A 15,634-nucleotide genomic window follows, 5' to 3' on the forward strand; every position below is an offset into this window, starting at 1 on the left:
CCCCCGATAATGCCCACAGTTGAGAGCCCCGGCCTTGAACCCTGTGCGCGTGGGTGTCATCGGCATCGGCAACATGGGTTGGCACCACGCCCGGGTGCTGAGCCTGATCAAAGACGCCGAACTGGTTGGGGTGGCTGATCCAGATCGGAGCCGGGGACAGCTAGCTACCGAGCAGTTCGGTTGCCGCTGGTTCCCCTCCTACGAGGAAATGTTGCCCGAGGTGGACGCTGTTTGTATCGCCGTGCCCACCCTGCTTCACCATCGGGTCGGTTTGGCCTGCCTGAAGGCCGGGGTGCACGTGCTGATCGAGAAGCCGATCGCGGCCAGTCAGGAGGAGGCGGTTGAGTTGATCCATGCGGCTGAGCAGGCTGGTCGTCTGTTGCAGGTGGGCCATATCGAGCGCTTCAATCCCGCCTTCCGGGAATTGGTCAAAGTTGTGGCTAATGAGGAGGTGGTAGTGCTTGAAGCGCGCCGTCACAGTCCCAACCCAGACCGCGCTAATGACGTGTCGGTGGTGCTCGACCTGATGATTCACGACATTGACCTAGTGCTGGAGCTGGCTGGGGCGCCAGTGATTCGCCTGGCGGCGGCCGGCGGTCGCAGTGCTGAAGGGCCAATCGACTACGTCAACGCCACCCTGGCCTTTGCTAACGGTGTGGTGGCCAGCCTGACGGCCAGCAAGATGGCCCATCGCAAGATTCGCAGTCTTAGTGCCCACTGTCGCGGCAGCTTGGTAGAGACGGATTTTCTTAAGCGCACTTTGCACATTCATCGCCGCGCTCACGAGTCGGTGAGCGCAGATCACGGCGAGTTGGTTTACAGATCCGATGGAGTAATTGAAGAGGTCAGTACCACCTCCATTGAGCCCCTATACGCCGAACTAGAGCATTTCCTCCAGTGCGTGCGGGGTGTTGAGACCCCAGCGGTTGATGGCTTGCAGGCTTCCCGGGCTTTGCAGCTGGCCGACCTGATTGAGCAGTGCGTCGAGCAGCCCAATCTCTGCATGAGCCTGGAGGCGCCGATCTAGGTCGTCGAAGTTGCCCTTGCTACTGGGGTTATGTCCGGGCTAGTGAGCTGGCGCAGAGCTGCAAGCTGCCAGCGGCGGCAATCAGCTGGCGAAGCCAGATAAAATTGATCCCAGGCGTCTGCCTTATGCAGGCCGTATTGGGATTCAGGAATATTCGGGTGGCGTTGCTGCCAGCCCACCCGTACGGCGTGACCGATCACCACGTCTAACACCAGGTCGTCGTCAAATACCACCTCGGGATTAGCACCCATAAAGGTGATCAAGGTGAGCAGGGTTTCCGTGCATAGCTGGCGATAGTCCGGCGCTTCGATTTTGCTGAGTAGGTGATCGACAAGGGCGGCGAAATTACGTTCGCCAGGTGTCTTTTCACTCAATAGGGGACCGCTGTCCAGTCGGTTGCGCTTCTCCAGCTTGTCGCCGATGACGATGCCGTGGCAGTGGTGCAGTAGATCCCAGATGCCGGGATAGAAATCGCGGGGTACGCGCCCTAGGGCCCCGAGGCGCAGCCGGTGTTGCAACCAGCAGCCGCCCTTGGGTAGCTCTGCCAGGGGATCGGGAACGTCCCAACGCACCCGGCCGCTCACATGCAGTTGCTCCTGGCGCTGCAGGGAGGCTTTGGCATGTTCCAGGTCAGCCAGCACGGTCCGCAGCCGGCGCTGGATGGCGTGGGGGGGTTGATCGCAAAGGGCCTCGAAGGCGTCGATGGGGTTGAGCCCGGCTTCGCTGGCCAGTTCGCCTGTCAGCAACAGCAGCAGCTGGCCCAGTTGCAGGGTGAGGCTGCCGCTCAGCAGGGCCGGCTCGTGGCGGGCCAGGCCGTCGAGGGCAAGTAGCAATTCCTGCTGCAGCATCCATTCACGGCCGTCTTCGCCGCTGTAGCGACGGATCATGGCGGCGATGCTGGCGCTGCCCTGGGGCTCGCTGATGCGCGAATCGCTGGTGTAGTTGCGACCTACCACCACCTGCTTCTGGCGCACCAGCAGGTCTGTGAGGGCATCTTCCAGCTGGGGATGGACCAGGTCCAGGGCGCCAGCCACCCGCCGCACCACGTTCCAGTCGGCTTCGGCCAGGGCGCGGCGGTAGACCTCCTCCAGCAGGTCATGCAGGCGTACTGGTTGGCTGCCGGCCGGTCCCTGCAGCCGGGAGTCGGGCCCTAGGCGCCGCACCAGTTGCTCCAGCACTTCGCCCTGCTCTTCCAGGGAGGAGCTGCGCCAGAGCCGATCGGCGAGTTCGCCAATGCTGATGTCCTCGCGTTCGAGTTCTTGCTCCTCCTTGGCGCTAAGGGGGGTCTGGCTGGTACCAGCCCGCAACGGGGTGGGTATGGGTGCAGGCGGCAGAAGCACGGCCCCCGGCGCTTGGGCGGGCAGCTCCACCCAGCTGCCCTGGTCGATGAGTTCTGCCAGCGGGGCCAGCTGCACGGGGACGCCGTCCAGCAGGCCTGCCTGCAACTGCTGCCCCAGCCTTAGGAAGGCATCTGGGTTGGCCTGGAAGGCACCCTCGGCGATCGGCAGCAGCAGCAGCGGCGAGCCGCTTCCGCGCCAGTGGCGCTGCAACAGGCGCAGTTCGGCGGTCACGGCGTCCACGAGCTGCTCAGGATCGTCTGCCAGGTAGAAGGTGTCTTCCTCCAGCACGGCTGGGAAAAACGCAAAACAGCTGGTTCCCTGCCGGTAAAGGCGAGCCGTAGCCATGGTTTCCATCCGCACGGGTGGATGGCCGCTGAGGCCGAGGGCGGGGTTTGCACCTACCTGGGCCATCCGCATCGCCAGCTCCTGGGAGCCGCCGATGCGGATCGCCGGATTGGTACTGCTGGGGCCTGTGGTACTGCTGGGGCCATGGGCCAGGGGCAGTCCAGCTGCCTCCAGGCTGGCTGCGATAGCCGCGTTAGCTGGCACCAGCGCCACCAGCACCCGGTCGGCGCCAAGAGTGCTGGGCCGGCGTCGCCCGGTTGGATCTAGATCGTCTGGACTTATTAATCCGGCTAGCAACAGGTCTGAGAGCCAGGTGAGGCTTTGGGTCCACAGCAAGGGCACGTTGGGGTTCGCCACTCGGCGCTGGCTGCCGGGCTGTTGCCGTTCGGCTGCTATGGCTGCTTCGGGAACGAGGTAGAGCTCGGGGAGCAGGGCGCCCTCCGCTTGCTCCAGGCTCACTTCATGGAGGCGCTGGCGCCATTGGCGGGCCTCTTCCCAGCGCTCTTCGCAGCAGGCCGTGATTAGTTCATAAGCCCAAAACAGGGGCCATTCGCATTCGATGTGCTCAAACTCCGCCAGTTCCTCCCGTTCGTAGTGCAGGCGGGTGTGGTCTTCGACCACGGTTTGGTGGCCATCTCGGCGGAAGCGTTTATATCCGTAGGCCCCACCCAGCTCGGCGCGAATCTTGGCGCGGGTGCGCCGCCTCAGCTCTGGGTCGTCCACGGCCCAGGCGGGATAGCCGATTACCGCTAGGCAGGCGCTGTCAACCTCCTTGCTCGCTGATTCCCGCGGCAGCAGGGCGTCCAGAGCCCGGCGCAGCCTCACGATGGCGTCGTGGGGGATCACCAGACAGCTGCGGCCATCACCGTGGGGTCCGTAGAGATCGAGTCCCTCCAGGGACTCCAGAGCGGCCTTGACCAGGCCAATCGAGCTGGCGTTGCGCTCTGGGAGGCCGTGGTTGCCTTTGTCGCCCCTTTCCCAAATGCCGTAGTCGGCTATGCGGTATGCACGGGCCACGTAGTACACCAGGTTTTGCACGAAGTCGCGCTCGTGGCTGCTTTGCACCACCACCAGGCCTGAGCGGGTCAGCTGGGCGAGTTGGAGCAGAAACAGCGCCGTGGCATCGAGTTGCAGATGCCCCCAGCCGTCATCGGCCACTACGGCAGCGCCGGTGGCCGTGTCGAACTTGGCGTGGATGGCATGCAGGCGATGCAGGCTGTGCTTGAAGCGCTCCACCTTCGGGGCCTGGCGCAGCATGGCGTTGAGCAGGCCGCGCATCAGGTGCAGCACCCTCGCTTCAAGCTCGTATACGCGGCGACTGGCCCCCCGCAGGCGGCGATGGGCCAGGGCAAGTCCCCAGACGCATTGGATTGAATAAACGCAGTCGCGCACCCAGGCGTCTGCGTAGTTGCCGTGCACGGTATTGGCGGTGCTGGCTGGCAGCAGTCCCGTAATCGGGTGTTGGCGGCTCAACACCACCCGATCAATTTGACTATCCAAGTCTTGCAGCAGGACCCAGGCCTGAGCCGGATCCAAGGCGGCTGAAACGGCGGGTTCCGGCTGATGGGCCGGATTGTTCAGTGGCAGGGATTGCGCCATGGATGTCCCTATGCCAGTGGTAGGCCAGCCATATATTCTCCACCCCCACCTCACCCCTGATGGCATCAACTGCAACTGAACCACTGCGCACCAGGGTTCTGGGGGTGCCGGTGAGCGTGTGTCCAGATGTGTTTGCAGCGGCCTTGGCCCTGCGGCAGCGGAGTGGTGGGCAGATCGTCACCCTGAATGCTGAGATGACGATGGCCGCTAAGGCCGATCCAGCCCTGGGGGCTGCCATCGCCGCGGCATCCCTGGTGATTCCGGATGGTGCCGGCGTGGTTTGGGCCCTAGGCCGCCAGGGCTACCGGGTGCGGCGCAGTCCTGGGATTGAGCTGGCCCGTGATTTGCTCACTCACGCGGCTTCCCATGGCTGGAGGGTGGCTTTGGTGGGCGCCTCACCGGAGGTGATGGAGCAGCTCACCGCGCGCTTGCGCCAGGAGCTTCCCGGACTAAAGCTGGTGCTCCATGCCCATGGCTACCAACCGGCTGAAGCCTGGCCAGGCTTGGAGCAGCAGCTGCTGGCGGCTCGGCCTGACCTGGTGCTGGCCGCCCTAGGCGTACCCCGCCAGGAAACCTGGATTCAGCAGCTGCCTGGGCGCAGTGGCGGCCTCTGGATGGGCGTGGGCGGCAGCTTTGACGTTTGGGCTGGGGTCAAAAAAAGAGCCCCCGCTTGGATGGGAGCCCTGCAGATCGAATGGTTGTACCGGCTGATTCAGGAGCCCAGTCGCTGGCGCCGCATGCTCTCACTACCCAAATTTGCCTGGGAGGTGCTCAGGCAGGGCTGAGGCCGGATTCAGCGAAAGCCGACGGATGCCTGCCACACGAAGGCAAGCAGCAGAAAGAACAGGGGAATGATCGGCAGGATGTCGACCAGTGGTCCGAAGGCTTGGTAGGCCTCGGGGAGTTGGGCCAGGGTTTGCAGGGCGTAGGTAGCCATCCCGGAATTCACTGAGCTAGGGGCGGACGCTACCACGTGTGGGCGGCTGGGGAGTCCGCTTCCCAGGGAGCGAAATCCTCTGCAAAACAGCCGTCCCGGATGGCCTGCCCCATGGCGGTGGAGAAGCGCACCAACTGGGTGATGTTGTGCAAGCTCAACAGAATCTTGCCCAGCAGCTCCTCGCTCTTGATTAGGTGGTGCAGGTAGGCCCTGCTGTGCTGGCGGCAGGCTGGGCAGGGGCAGCTGGCATCCATAGGGGTGTGGTCGTGGCGGAAACGGGAGTTCTTGAGGTTCCAGCGTTCGCCACCCACCAAGGCCGCGCCATGGCGGCCGAGGCGGGTGGGAATCACGCAATCAAACAGGTCGAAGCCGTTGGCCACGGCGATGGCCATTTCCCGCAGGGTGCCTATGCCCATTAGGTAGTGGGGTACGGCATCAGGCAGCAGCGGCCCCAGCTGGCGCACGATCCGATGCATTTCCTCGGTGGGCTCGCCCACACTCACGCCGCCCACGGCTATCCCGGGCAGGCCCATGGAGGCCACCACCTGGGCCGACTCCTGGCGCAGGTGGGGGAAGCAGCCCCCTTGGACGATGCCAAACAGGGCCTGGTCGACCTTGGTGTGGCTGGTGATGCAGCGCTCCAGCCAACTGTGGGTGCGCCGGCAGGCGGCAGCCACGTCTGCCTCACTGGCGGGATAGGGGGGGCATTGGTCGAAGGCCATGGCCACATCGGCCCCCAGGGCCATCTGGATCGCCATCGAGCGCTCGGGGGTGAGTTCGATGCGGGCGCCGTCGCGCGGTGAGCGGAACACCACGCCGTGGTCGTCGATGGTGTTGATGTCGCCGAGGCTGAAAACCTGGAAGCCGCCGGAATCGGTGAGCATCGGCCCGTCCCAACCCATGAATCGGTGTAGACCACCGGCATCCGCCACGATCTGCTCGCCGGGCTGCAGATGTAGGTGATAGGTGTTGGAGAGCACCATCTGGGCGCCGGTGTCCCGCAGTTGGGACGCTGTAACCCCTTTCACCGTGGCCAGGGTGCCCACGGGCATGAATCGGGGCGTGGTGACATCGCCATGGGGGGTGTGAAAGCAGCCGCAGCGAGCCCGGGTGCGGCTGCACTGGGCTGTGATGTCGAAGGAGAACGCTGGTGGGAAGCTGATTGCGCCGAACAGGTGCTGTTCCGACGCTAGGTGTCGCTTGCTAGAGCCCGTGCCGAAGTCTTTTTCTGGGGCGATTCCCGGCTGGTTGGGCGATCTGGCCGGTGCCTGGGTGTTTTATTCCGTGCTGCCCGCCTGGCCAGGAGTGCCGCCGCGCTTTGAGCGCATTGCCCGCTTCGCACCCCTGATCGGCCTGGTGCTGGGCGGGCTGCAGGGCCTTTTCTGGTGGCTTGCCGCTGGCTGGTTGCCCCTTGGAGCCCAGGTGGCCTTGGTGCTGGCGCTCGGGTTGGTGCTTACAGGCGGCTTGCACGTTGATGGCGCAATGGATACGGCCGATGGCTTGGGCGCCGGCCCTAGGGCCTTGGAGGCGATGGCAGATAGCAGGGTGGGCGCATCGGGGGTGCAGGCCCTGGTGGTGGTGCTGCTGCTCAAGGCAGCAGCCCTGCTTTGCCTAGGGGCCGCTGCCCCGCTGGCCATGCTCTGGGCAGCTTTCTGGGGCCGGGTGTCACCCCTTTTGGCCATGCAGTGGTTTCCATATTTGAGGCAGCAGGGCAGTGCTGCTTTTCACCGGCAGCACTGGCGGGGTCTGGCCGCGGAACTGGTGCCGGCCCTGCTGGTGTTCGCCCTGGCCCTGGGGCTAGCGGCCTGGACCCGCTGGCCCTGGCCCCAGGGGGTGGGTTTGCTGCCAGCGGTTCTCGTGCCTCTATGGCTCGGCCGCCGTCTCGGCGGCCACAGCGGCGATAGCTACGGAGCCTGTGTCGAATGGACAGAAGCTCTGGCCCTGCTGCTCATGGCCCTGCTGCTGGGCTTGGGACCGCGGCTGGCAGCCTGAGGCAAAAGGCGTTGCCCCGCTCGGGCAGTTGCTGGGCAACGGCTGCCGGCGGCAACACCAGGTTGAGCTCGCCACCGAGGCTGCGGGCCAGATCCCTGGCCAGGGCCAGTCCCAGCCCCGTCCCCGGCCGCCCCTGCCCCTGCCGCCCCCGGAAACCCTGCTCAAAGATGGCCTGGCGCTCGTTTTCGGCGATCGGCTCGCCGCCATCCCACACCGTCAGTTGCCAGTCCCCAGACGCCAGGGCTTGGCAGTCCAGGCCGATGGCCGTGCCGCTGGGGCTGTATCGGAAGGCGTTGTTCAGCAGGTTGGCCAAAATTTCAGCCACGGCACCACTGTCCCCGTGCCAGTTGGGCAAGCAGGATGGCGGATGCCAGGGGCGGCCCTGCAGAGAGGCCGTGGCAGCAGCCCGCTGCACCAAGGGCTGAAGCCAGTCGAGCAGGGGTTGGCCCTCGGGCCCCACCAGCCCGGGGGGAAGTAGCAGGGGCGGCGCCGCTTCGCCGCTGACGGCGGCTTGTTCGTGGCGCCCCAGCTGGCTGAGGGCATCCACGTAACGGTTGAGCTGGCGCTCTTCCGCCAGCAAGCCTTCCACCAGCGGTCGGTTCTGCTGGTCCTGTTCGAGGCGCCGCAGCAGTAGTTGGCCGAAGGTGCGCAGCGCGGCGAGGGGGTTGCGCAGCTGGTGCAACAACAGGCTCAATTCGGCTTGCTGTTGCTCGAGGGTCTGCTGCAGTTGCTGTTGTTCCAGATCAAGGCAGAGCGCTTCTGTCAGACACAGGGCGACGGCCTGGAGCCGCTGCCCCAGGCTGTCTGGCCAGGGCACCACGCTGGTTTCCACCTGGATCGCGCCCAGCAGCACCCGTTGGTGGCGCAGCGGCAGCCAGCGCCGCTCCTCCGCTGGCAAGCTCAGCGGACTGCCGGCTTCGACCGCAGGCAGGGCTCGGCCATCACTGGGCCATTGGCCGATTGGTACCAGGATGGGGGCGTTGGCTTCACCGGGCTGGGTGACGTAAACCACCAGGGAGCTGAGGTCGCTGCGATCAGCGAACTGGGCTAGCTGGAAGCGCAGTAGGGCGAGAAAGCGGTTGGAGACTTGCATCTGCTGCCCTCAGCCCCGGCCCTCTTCCAATAAGTTTGGATAAGGGGTGGGAAAACCAGAAAAAAGTCTTAAGATGAGCGGTATCGACCAATACGGCGCGGTCCGCAAGCGGGCAGCGGCTCGTCGTCGTGACGCCCTCACCCTTTGTTGCCCATTCAGGCAATTCAGGCTACAGCAGTAACAGATCCAACTTTCGCCGATCTTGCTTCCTGTTGTTCTGCACCCCGAATGGGCGGGGTGTGGCGTCACTGACCCCTGGGCCTGCTGACTCTCTCGGACAACAGAACGTTTGGGCGTCGCCCTGCTCTCCAAATTTTGGGGGGTGCGGGTGGGCTGAGTCACGGACCCTGCGCATGTTTTGCGCTCCCACTGTCCGTTCCCCCTCCGGTTTCTTTTCCTTCTCCTAATTCCTCCTTCTCGGGAGCAGTTCAATGTCCAAAAAGCGCAAGCGGATTAGCCGTCGCCGGCTCGCGGGCCAGCGGGTGCTGGCGCATGTTCCCACCTTCAATCTCGAGACCGGCTCCCACAAGCCGGTCACGGCAGCACGCCGCTTCATTGCTGAGGAGCTGTTGGTGCCCCCAGCAATTCTCAACGTGCGCCGCAACGAGCACACCACTGATCGCTTCTTCTGGGGCGAAAAGGGTCTGTTCAGCGCCCAGTACGCCGAGGAAAACCATTTCCTGTTTCCTTCACTGCGCACGATCGTCGACCGCATCGGTGAGGAGGTGCTTTTCGAAGGCATCGAAGCCCTCGCCGCCGACGACTGGGAAGAAATGGAGGAGTACGAATACGCCTTCGTTTGAGCTTGGCTTTGCCCTGGCGGAACTCAGGTGGGCCAGTGGTTGTTCAGCATGACCACTGGCTGGCCAAGTAGCTCCGCAGGGCAGGAAACAGGCAGCTATCAATTGTGTGGCCGCCTGTAAAGCCAACCAGTTCGGTGTCGATGCCACCGAGTTGCAACTGCTCTTTTAGGGCCTCACTGGCTCCGTAGGGCACCACAGGATCCTGTTCGCCATGGGTGAGCAGGATTTTTGGCAGGCATGCTGCGGTTGGTTGCCAGCCGGGATGGGGGTAGCCGCTGCAGCCGATCAGGCCGGCCAGGGGTAGGCCGCTGCCGGCTGTGGCCACATCAAGGGCCATTGCGGCGCCTTGGGAGAAGCCCAGCAGAGCCGTTTGCTGCAGGGGCACCTCTACAGCTAGGGCCAGGAGCCGCTCTAGCAGCTGGGTTCGAGCGGCAGGTAGCTGGGGCCAATTTGGCTGTTGCAGGTCGTACCACTGGCGGCCGCTACCGCTTGGATGCGGCAGTGGTGCCCGCAGGGCCACCACGCTCACCGCTGGCCCCACCAGCACCTCGGCCAGGTCGAGCAGATCGTCGGCATCCGCTCCCCAGCCGTGCAGCAGCACAAGGCGCCGGTCGCACAGGTCCGGGCCACTGCGGATCAGTTGGTCGTTGGGCTGGCTGGTTTGGCTACTCATGGCGGGGGATCGATTGCTGCGTAGGTTGGCCCTTATACCTGCACTTATGGCAGCCATGGCCCCCACGGCCCTTCTAAGCGTCTCCAATAAGGAGGGCCTGGTGCCCTTGGCCGAGGGGCTGCTGGAGGCTGGCTATCAGTTGATTTCAAGTGGCGGCACCGCTGCGGCCCTCAAGGCGGCCGGGCTTGAGGTCACCAAGGTGGCGGAGCACACCGGGGCCCCTGAGATCTTGGGCGGCAGGGTCAAGACCCTGCACCCACGCATCCATGGCGGCATCCTGGCTCGCCGCTGCGAGCCCAGCCACCAGGCTGATCTGGAGGCCCAGGGCATTGCCCCGATCGACGTGGTGGTGGTCAACCTCTACCCATTTCGAGAAACCGTTGCCAACCCCGAGGTGGCATTCGATACCGCCATCGAGAACATCGATATCGGTGGACCGGCAATGGTGCGGGCAGCGGCCAAAAATCACGCCGATGTGGTGGTGCTGACCAGCCCCAGCCAATACGAACCCTTTCTTGAGTGCCTGCGCACCGGAGCCATCAGCGCTGCCCTGCGGCGCCAGCTGGCGCTGGAAGCCTTCCAGCACACCGCCAGCTACGACACGGCGATCAGCAGCTGGCTGGCAGCCCAGCTGGCCGGCGCAGCCGAGCTTCCATCAGCGGTGGCGGCGCCCCTGCGACTGGAACTGCCCGCCCGTCAGAGCCTGCGCTACGGCGAAAACCCCCACCAACAGGCCACCTGGCACAGCGAGCCCGCTGCCGGCTGGGGCGCCGCGGTGCAACTCCAGGGCAAGGAGCTCAGCTACAACAACTTGATTGATCTGGATGCGGCCCTAGCCACCGTGCGGGAGTTTGGCTACGGCCCCGGGGCCCAGCCCGCGGCGGTTGTGGTCAAGCACACCAATCCCTGTGGTGTGGCCATCGGCCACAGCGGCGCCGCTGCCCTCAGCCGGGCCCTTGACGCCGATCGGCTCTCAGCCTTCGGCGGCATTGTGGCTATCAACTGTGTGGTGGATCTAGCCACCGCTGAATTGCTGACCAGCCTGTTCCTTGAATGTGTAGTGGCGCCTGGCTTTGATGGACCGGCATTGGAGCGGCTGGCCACGAAAGCCAATCTGCGCCTGCTGGAATTGAATCCTGCGGCGATCGCTATGGCGTCCAGGCGCCAGCTGCGCACCCTGCTGGGCGGGGTACTGGTACAGGAGTTAGACGATCAACCGGTTGATGGAGCGGCCTGGCAGGTGGTTAGCGAACGCCAGCCCACAGCCCAGGAGCTCGACGACCTCGGTTTTGCCTGGAAGCTGGCCCGCCACGTGCGCTCCAATGCCATCACCGTGGCCAAGGGTGGTCAGAGCCTGGGCATTGGCGCCGGCCAGATGAATCGGGTTGGCTCGGCCAGGCTGGCCTTGGAAGCGGCCGGAGATCGGGCCCGCGGTGCGGTGCTTGCTAGCGATGGCTTCTTCCCCTTCGATGACACCGTGCGGCTGGCCGCTGGTCAAGGCATCACTGCTGTCATTCAGCCTGGCGGCAGCGTGCGCGACGCCGATTCGATCACTGCCTGCAATGCCCTTGGCTTGGCGATGGTGGTAACCGGTCGACGTCATTTTCTGCATTGACGCCCTTGCTGGGGCGCAGTGAGTTGTAGTTTCGCTCCATAAGTCCTGTTCTGCTGCGCACTTGCCGCAGCCTTCCCTTGGCCCCCTCTGACGCCATGCCCGAAGCCCTCGCCTACAACCTCAACTTCCTCCATCCCCTGTTGATGCTGGGTCTGCTGGCCCTCTCCAGTTATGGGATGCTGCTTGGCATCAAGGCCAAGAAAACCCGCACCGCAGATGCTGAGACCCGCAAGCAGCTGATCAAGGGTCAATTCGCTAAGCGCCATTTCCAGATCGGCAGCCTGATCCTGGCCCTCACCGTGCTGGGTACCTTTGGCGGAATGGCCGTCACCTACCTCAATAACGGCAAATTATTTGTAGGCCCCCACCTGCTTGTGGGCATTGGCATGACCTGCTTGATCGCCCTGGCGGTGTCGCTTACCCCACTGATGCAGCAGGGCAATTTGATCGCCCGCAAGGTCCATGTGGGCCTCAACATGGCAATGATGACCCTGTTTCTGTGGCAGGCGGTGAGTGGCTTTCAGATCCTCAACAAAATCTGGGAAAACCGCCCTGCTTGAGTGCTGGCTTCGGGGCTAGGTCTCAAGTTTGAAAGACTGCCCAGTTGATTTAGAACTGGGCGCTTCGCCGGGGTGGGCACTCCAGATCGTGGCTGCCGTGGAAATCTTCCTGCACCTTCCAGGTGAGCCGGCGAGAGATCTGCCTCACGATTTGACGGAGCAGGTGGTCGCCGCTCGACTGCACTAGCCCGTCAGGCAGCAGGGTGATCACTCCGGGTAGGCGTATCCAGACGCTCAGGTCGAGCTGCCAGCGCACCAGAGTCTGGGGGCGAGGATCGTCGGAAGCGACGGTATCCTCATTGGCTTGGTCGAGCTGCAGCGAGGCGTTGAACTCGACGTCGTAGAGCCCTTCGAGGTTGGGATCGCCTCCGGGGTGGGGAACGGTCAAAATTCGGTATAGGCCTTGGTCTTGGGGCAGCAACTCCAGGCCGATGGTGGGCTCCACTTCGAAGCCGAAGTTGCCAAAGGTGCCCAGAGTCAGCGCGTAGCCCCGCTTGCCGAGGGGTTCCACAGTCATCGGGGCAGCACAACGGCGAAACCAACCCTCGTGGTGATCGAGGTATTCGGAGACAACGGGCGCGCTAGCCCGCATTTCCATCACGTCGGCAAAGGCACTGGCATAGCGCCTCACCCGCGGATCATCGCTGTGGCGCAGCAGCAGCAGACCGGAGCCCAGCTCTCCCTTGGACGACGGATGGGCTGGTGCGGTTGACAACGACAAAGGCAACTACTGGCGTTTGACCAGCCCTGGCAGCAAGATGCCGGGCTTGTTCAAGGCGTTCTTGAATCAATGTAAAGCCCCTGGTGGACCCAAGTGCCGCCGGCTGTGACACCCGGACACCTTGGTTCGGCTCAGGCTTCGCAGAGTTCGATCAGCCGCTCGATCACGTCTTCCACCACCCGGTCTGGAGTGGAGGCCCCGGAGGTGATGCCCACTCGGATTGGACCTTCGGGCAGGAAGGGCAGCTCGATTTCGAGCTCGCCCCCTAGGGGCATGTGCTCGATGCGGTTGCCAGGGCCAATGCGCTCGGGGGTGTCGATGTGGAAGGAGCGGATGCCGCGGCTGACGGCGATCTCCTGCAGGTGGGTGGTATTAGACGAGTTGTAACCGCCGATCACCACCATCAGGTCGAGGGGCTCATCAACTAAGGCGAAAATGGCGTCCTGGCGCTCCTGGGTGGCGTCGCAAATGGTGTTGAAGGCCAAGAAGTGCTCATTGAGCTCAATGGGGCCGAAGCGCTGCAGCATGGTGCGCTCGAACAGGCGGCCAATCTCTTCGGTTTCGCTCTTCAGCATGGTGGTCTGGTTTGCGACTCCCACCCGGATCAGATCGCGGTCGGGGTCAAAGCCGGGCGAGCAGGCTTTGGCAAAGCGGGCCATGAACGATTCCCGATCGCCATTGCCGAGGATGTATTCGCTCACCATTTGGGCTTCGGCCAAGTCGAGCACAACCAAGTAGGTGCCGGCGAAGCTGCTGGTGGCGAGGGTTTCCTCGTGCTTGACCTTGCCGTGGATGATCGAGGTGAAGGAGTGCTTTTTGTGCTTTTCCACCGTGTTCCACACCTTGGAGACCCAGGGGCAGGTCGTATCAACGATGTGGCAGCCCCGCTCGCTTAGCAGCTGCATCTCCTGAACGGTGGCGCCGAATGCGGGCAGTATCACCACATCACCGCTGGCAACCTCCGAAAAATCTTTCATGCCGTCTTCCACGGAGATGAACAGCACGTTCATGTCGCGCAGGTGATCGTTGACCGAAGGGTTGTGGATGATTTCGTTGGTGATCCAGATCCGTTCAGTGGGGTAGTGGCGCCGAGTTTCGTAGGCCATCGCCACTGCCCGCTCTACGCCCCAGCAGAAACCAAAAGCTTCAGCCAGCCGCACGGTGAGGCGGCCGCTCTCGAGCGAGTAGCCGCTTTCCCGCAGCTTGGCGATCAGATCGCTTTGGTAGGCCTGCTCCAGGCTGCCTGCCACCTCATTGCCCAAGCCGAAGCCTCGGCGGTTGTAACGCTCCGAGTGGTGCAAGGAGCGTTTGAAGGCGCGGGTATCCACAGCGTCGAGGTCTCGGTGAATCAACTCTATGGGCCACTTAGGTCAGAGCTGCGGCTCCCAGGGTCATCTGGTGGAGGCCCTCAATTCCTTGCCAGCCCAGATAGACCCCCAGCACTAGGGCGAACACCCCCACCAGCCATTCCGCCCGATGCACAAGCCAGTCGTTGAGGCGGCTCAGGGGCTGGCGCAGCCTGCCGCCGCTCAGCAGCCAGGCCAGTGGTGGCAGCAGCAGTAGCGAGGTGGTTACGGCCACAAATACGGCGCCCACCTCCAGATCCCCGCGCAGGGAGGTGTGGTTGGTGAGCAACATGCCCCCTTCCTTGGCGTAAAAAACCAGATTTTCCGGGCTGACCAAGGCACAGCCGGCCCCCAGTCCGAGCAGGGGAAACCAGTCGAGCTCGGGCAGCTGGCCCATCAGTTGCATCGCCCAGCTCTCCTCACCGATGGCTGCTGCAGGGGTTAGCTGGAACAGCCCCAAGGCCACCAGGGCTCCGGCACCGATCAGGTCCATCAACACCTGGCCGCGGCTGCCCAGCTGCATGGCCCAACTGAAGCGACTGCCTACCAGCACCACCGCTGCCAGCGCGCCACCGTTGGCGAGTATCCAGCCCCCCAGGTAGGTGAAGCAGCGTCGCAGCGGGTTGGGGCCCAGCAGCAGCAGGGCCACCAGAGCGATGTTGAGTGGGCTGAAGGAAATGCCCAGGCCCAGGGCGATGGTCTGGGTGAGCCAGTGGAACGGGAGCATCGCGGGATTGTGGCGCTTAGCCAGCCCCAAGGGCGGGACCGTGGGTTTCCACAGCCGCAATTCCATGCCAGTTCACCTCGCTGGCGCTGAAGCTGTAGCGGCAGGGCAGTACCTCCACGCCCGCTGCCAGGGCCTGGCGAAAAAGTTCGCCATAGCGTGGATCTGCCGCGTCGCCCGGGGCAAAGCGGCTCACATCGCCCCGACTAAGGCAGGGCACCAGTACGGAACGGCTCTCTGGCAGCAGGGCCATCAGCTCCACCAGGTGTTTTTGGCCCCGTTCAGTGACGGTGTCTGGGAAAAGGGCCAGCTCCCCTTCGCTCCAGGTGGTGTTTTTCACCTCCAGGTAGATCGGCCTGGGATCGGCGGCGTTTTCCGCTGGTGTGAGCAGCAGGTCGATGCGGCTGCGGCGCCCTTCGCCATAGGGCACCTCGGCACGGATGGCTGCGATCGGCCCCAGCCAGGGCTCCAGGCAACCGGCCTCAATCGTGGCCCGCACCAGATGGTTGGGGAGGGCCGTGTTGACGCCCACCCAGATGGGCGTGCCATCGGCGCCAGGCACCTGGGCCTGCTCCCAGGTCCAGGCAAGCTTGCGGCTGGGGGAAGGGGCGTGGCGCAAGCGCACCCTTCCGCCGGGGTGCAGCACTCCGGTCATCGGCCCGGTGTTGGCGCAGTGGGCCGTGACCAGTTCGCCGTTTTCTAGTTCGATATCGGCCAGGAAGCGCTTGTAGCGCTTCACCAAGGTGCCCTCTACCAGGGGGCGGAGGCTGAGCACGCAGGTGGCCATGGCGGGCGGGGTGGGGTGGATTGGAGCAGGCCAGCCATACTGCCGCCAACTCCCGGGCCTTGAGTTCCACTG

Annotated in this window: 15 protein-coding genes; 6 read left to right on the forward strand and 9 right to left on the reverse strand. The window is 64.2% G+C overall.

The features are described from left to right. Positions 1-34 precede the first annotated feature (34 nt). Positions 35-1,027 (forward strand): Gfo/Idh/MocA family protein, encoded by a 993-nt coding sequence (locus tag C7K55_RS08270; RefSeq protein WP_106632261.1) that lies wholly within the window; start codon positions 35-37, stop codon positions 1,025-1,027. Here C7K55_RS08270 and C7K55_RS08275 read toward each other — a convergent pair. Next, positions 1,024-4,311, reverse strand: coding sequence for a glycoside hydrolase family 15 protein (locus C7K55_RS08275; RefSeq protein WP_106632262.1), 3,288 nt, complete (start codon positions 4,309-4,311; stop codon positions 1,024-1,026). The genes C7K55_RS08270 and C7K55_RS08275 overlap by 4 nt on opposite strands. Before the next feature lie 59 nt (positions 4,312-4,370). Between C7K55_RS08275 and C7K55_RS08280 the strand changes: the two genes are divergently transcribed. After that, positions 4,371-5,096 carry a WecB/TagA/CpsF family glycosyltransferase gene (locus C7K55_RS08280; protein WP_106632263.1) on the forward strand — a complete coding sequence of 242 codons (726 nt, stop codon included), beginning with the start codon at positions 4,371-4,373 and terminating at the stop codon, positions 5,094-5,096. An 8-nt stretch (positions 5,097-5,104) separates the two neighbouring features. Here the strand turns inward: C7K55_RS08280 and C7K55_RS08285 are convergent, their stop codons facing one another. Together C7K55_RS08285 and tgt are read right to left on the reverse strand one after the other, a co-directional pair. After that, entirely contained in the window at positions 5,105-5,248 is a 144-nt protein-coding gene (locus tag C7K55_RS08285; RefSeq protein ID WP_106632264.1) for a photosystem II reaction center protein K, read from the reverse strand. A gap of 29 nt (positions 5,249-5,277) precedes the next feature. Continuing rightward, a complete protein-coding gene (tgt, locus tag C7K55_RS08290) occupies positions 5,278-6,411 on the reverse strand; it encodes a tRNA guanosine(34) transglycosylase Tgt (RefSeq protein WP_106632265.1) in 1,134 nt (377 codons plus the stop codon). 49 nt (positions 6,412-6,460) lie between these two features. Between tgt and C7K55_RS08295 the strand changes: the two genes are divergently transcribed. Continuing rightward, a complete protein-coding gene (locus tag C7K55_RS08295; protein WP_241518266.1) occupies positions 6,461-7,240 on the forward strand; it encodes an adenosylcobinamide-GDP ribazoletransferase in 780 nt (259 codons plus the stop codon). On the opposite strand, the gene C7K55_RS08300 is transcribed toward C7K55_RS08295, so the two are convergent. Next, positions 7,197-8,333: a sensor histidine kinase gene (locus tag C7K55_RS08300; RefSeq protein ID WP_106632266.1), complete on the reverse strand. Its 1,137-nt coding sequence runs from the start codon at positions 8,331-8,333 to the stop codon at positions 7,197-7,199. The genes C7K55_RS08295 and C7K55_RS08300 overlap by 44 nt on opposite strands. Positions 8,334-8,764: 431 nt before the next feature. Here C7K55_RS08300 and C7K55_RS08305 point away from each other — a divergent pair, with 431 nt between their 5' ends. Further along, entirely contained in the window at positions 8,765-9,136 is a 372-nt protein-coding gene (locus C7K55_RS08305) for a DUF3155 domain-containing protein (protein ID WP_106632267.1), read from the forward strand. A gap of 43 nt (positions 9,137-9,179) precedes the next feature. On the opposite strand, the gene C7K55_RS08310 is transcribed toward C7K55_RS08305, so the two are convergent. Beyond that, complete coding sequence (locus C7K55_RS08310) at positions 9,180-9,809, reverse strand: alpha/beta hydrolase (RefSeq protein WP_106632268.1); 630 nt, start codon at positions 9,807-9,809, stop codon at positions 9,180-9,182. 55 nt (positions 9,810-9,864) lie between these two features. On the opposite strand from C7K55_RS08310, the gene purH reads away from it, so the two are divergent. Further along, the gene (purH, locus tag C7K55_RS08315) at positions 9,865-11,424 is read left to right on the forward strand and encodes a bifunctional phosphoribosylaminoimidazolecarboxamide formyltransferase/IMP cyclohydrolase (RefSeq protein ID WP_106632329.1); all 1,560 of its coding nucleotides are present in this window, start codon (positions 9,865-9,867) and stop codon (positions 11,422-11,424) included. Between the two features lie 95 nt (positions 11,425-11,519). After that, positions 11,520-11,984 carry a DUF4079 domain-containing protein gene (locus C7K55_RS08320; RefSeq protein WP_106632269.1) on the forward strand — a complete coding sequence of 155 codons (465 nt, stop codon included), beginning with the start codon at positions 11,520-11,522 and terminating at the stop codon, positions 11,982-11,984. Positions 11,985-12,033: 49 nt separating this feature from the next. Here C7K55_RS08320 and C7K55_RS08325 read toward each other — a convergent pair whose 3' ends face one another. The 4 genes from C7K55_RS08325 to sfsA form a co-directional block, all read right to left on the reverse strand. Continuing rightward, positions 12,034-12,699, reverse strand: coding sequence for a DUF1997 domain-containing protein (locus tag C7K55_RS08325; RefSeq protein WP_241518275.1), 666 nt, complete (start codon positions 12,697-12,699; stop codon positions 12,034-12,036). A 137-nt stretch (positions 12,700-12,836) separates the two neighbouring features. Then, complete coding sequence (locus C7K55_RS08330) at positions 12,837-14,033, reverse strand: 4-hydroxy-3-methylbut-2-enyl diphosphate reductase (protein WP_106632331.1); 1,197 nt, start codon at positions 14,031-14,033, stop codon at positions 12,837-12,839. A 37-nt stretch (positions 14,034-14,070) separates the two neighbouring features. Then, positions 14,071-14,778, reverse strand: coding sequence for a GAP family protein (locus tag C7K55_RS08335; RefSeq protein WP_241518267.1), 708 nt, complete (start codon positions 14,776-14,778; stop codon positions 14,071-14,073). Positions 14,779-14,794: 16 nt separating this feature from the next. Next, on the reverse strand, positions 14,795-15,562 hold the full coding sequence (gene sfsA / locus C7K55_RS08340) for a DNA/RNA nuclease SfsA (RefSeq protein ID WP_106632271.1): 768 nt from the start codon (positions 15,560-15,562) through the stop codon (positions 14,795-14,797). Positions 15,563-15,634: the final 72 nt, after the last annotated feature.

The sequence above is a fragment of the Cyanobium usitatum str. Tous genome (genome assembly GCF_003011885.1).
GTDB classification, from domain to species: Bacteria; Cyanobacteriota; Cyanobacteriia; order PCC-6307; family Cyanobiaceae; genus Cyanobium_A; species Cyanobium_A usitatum.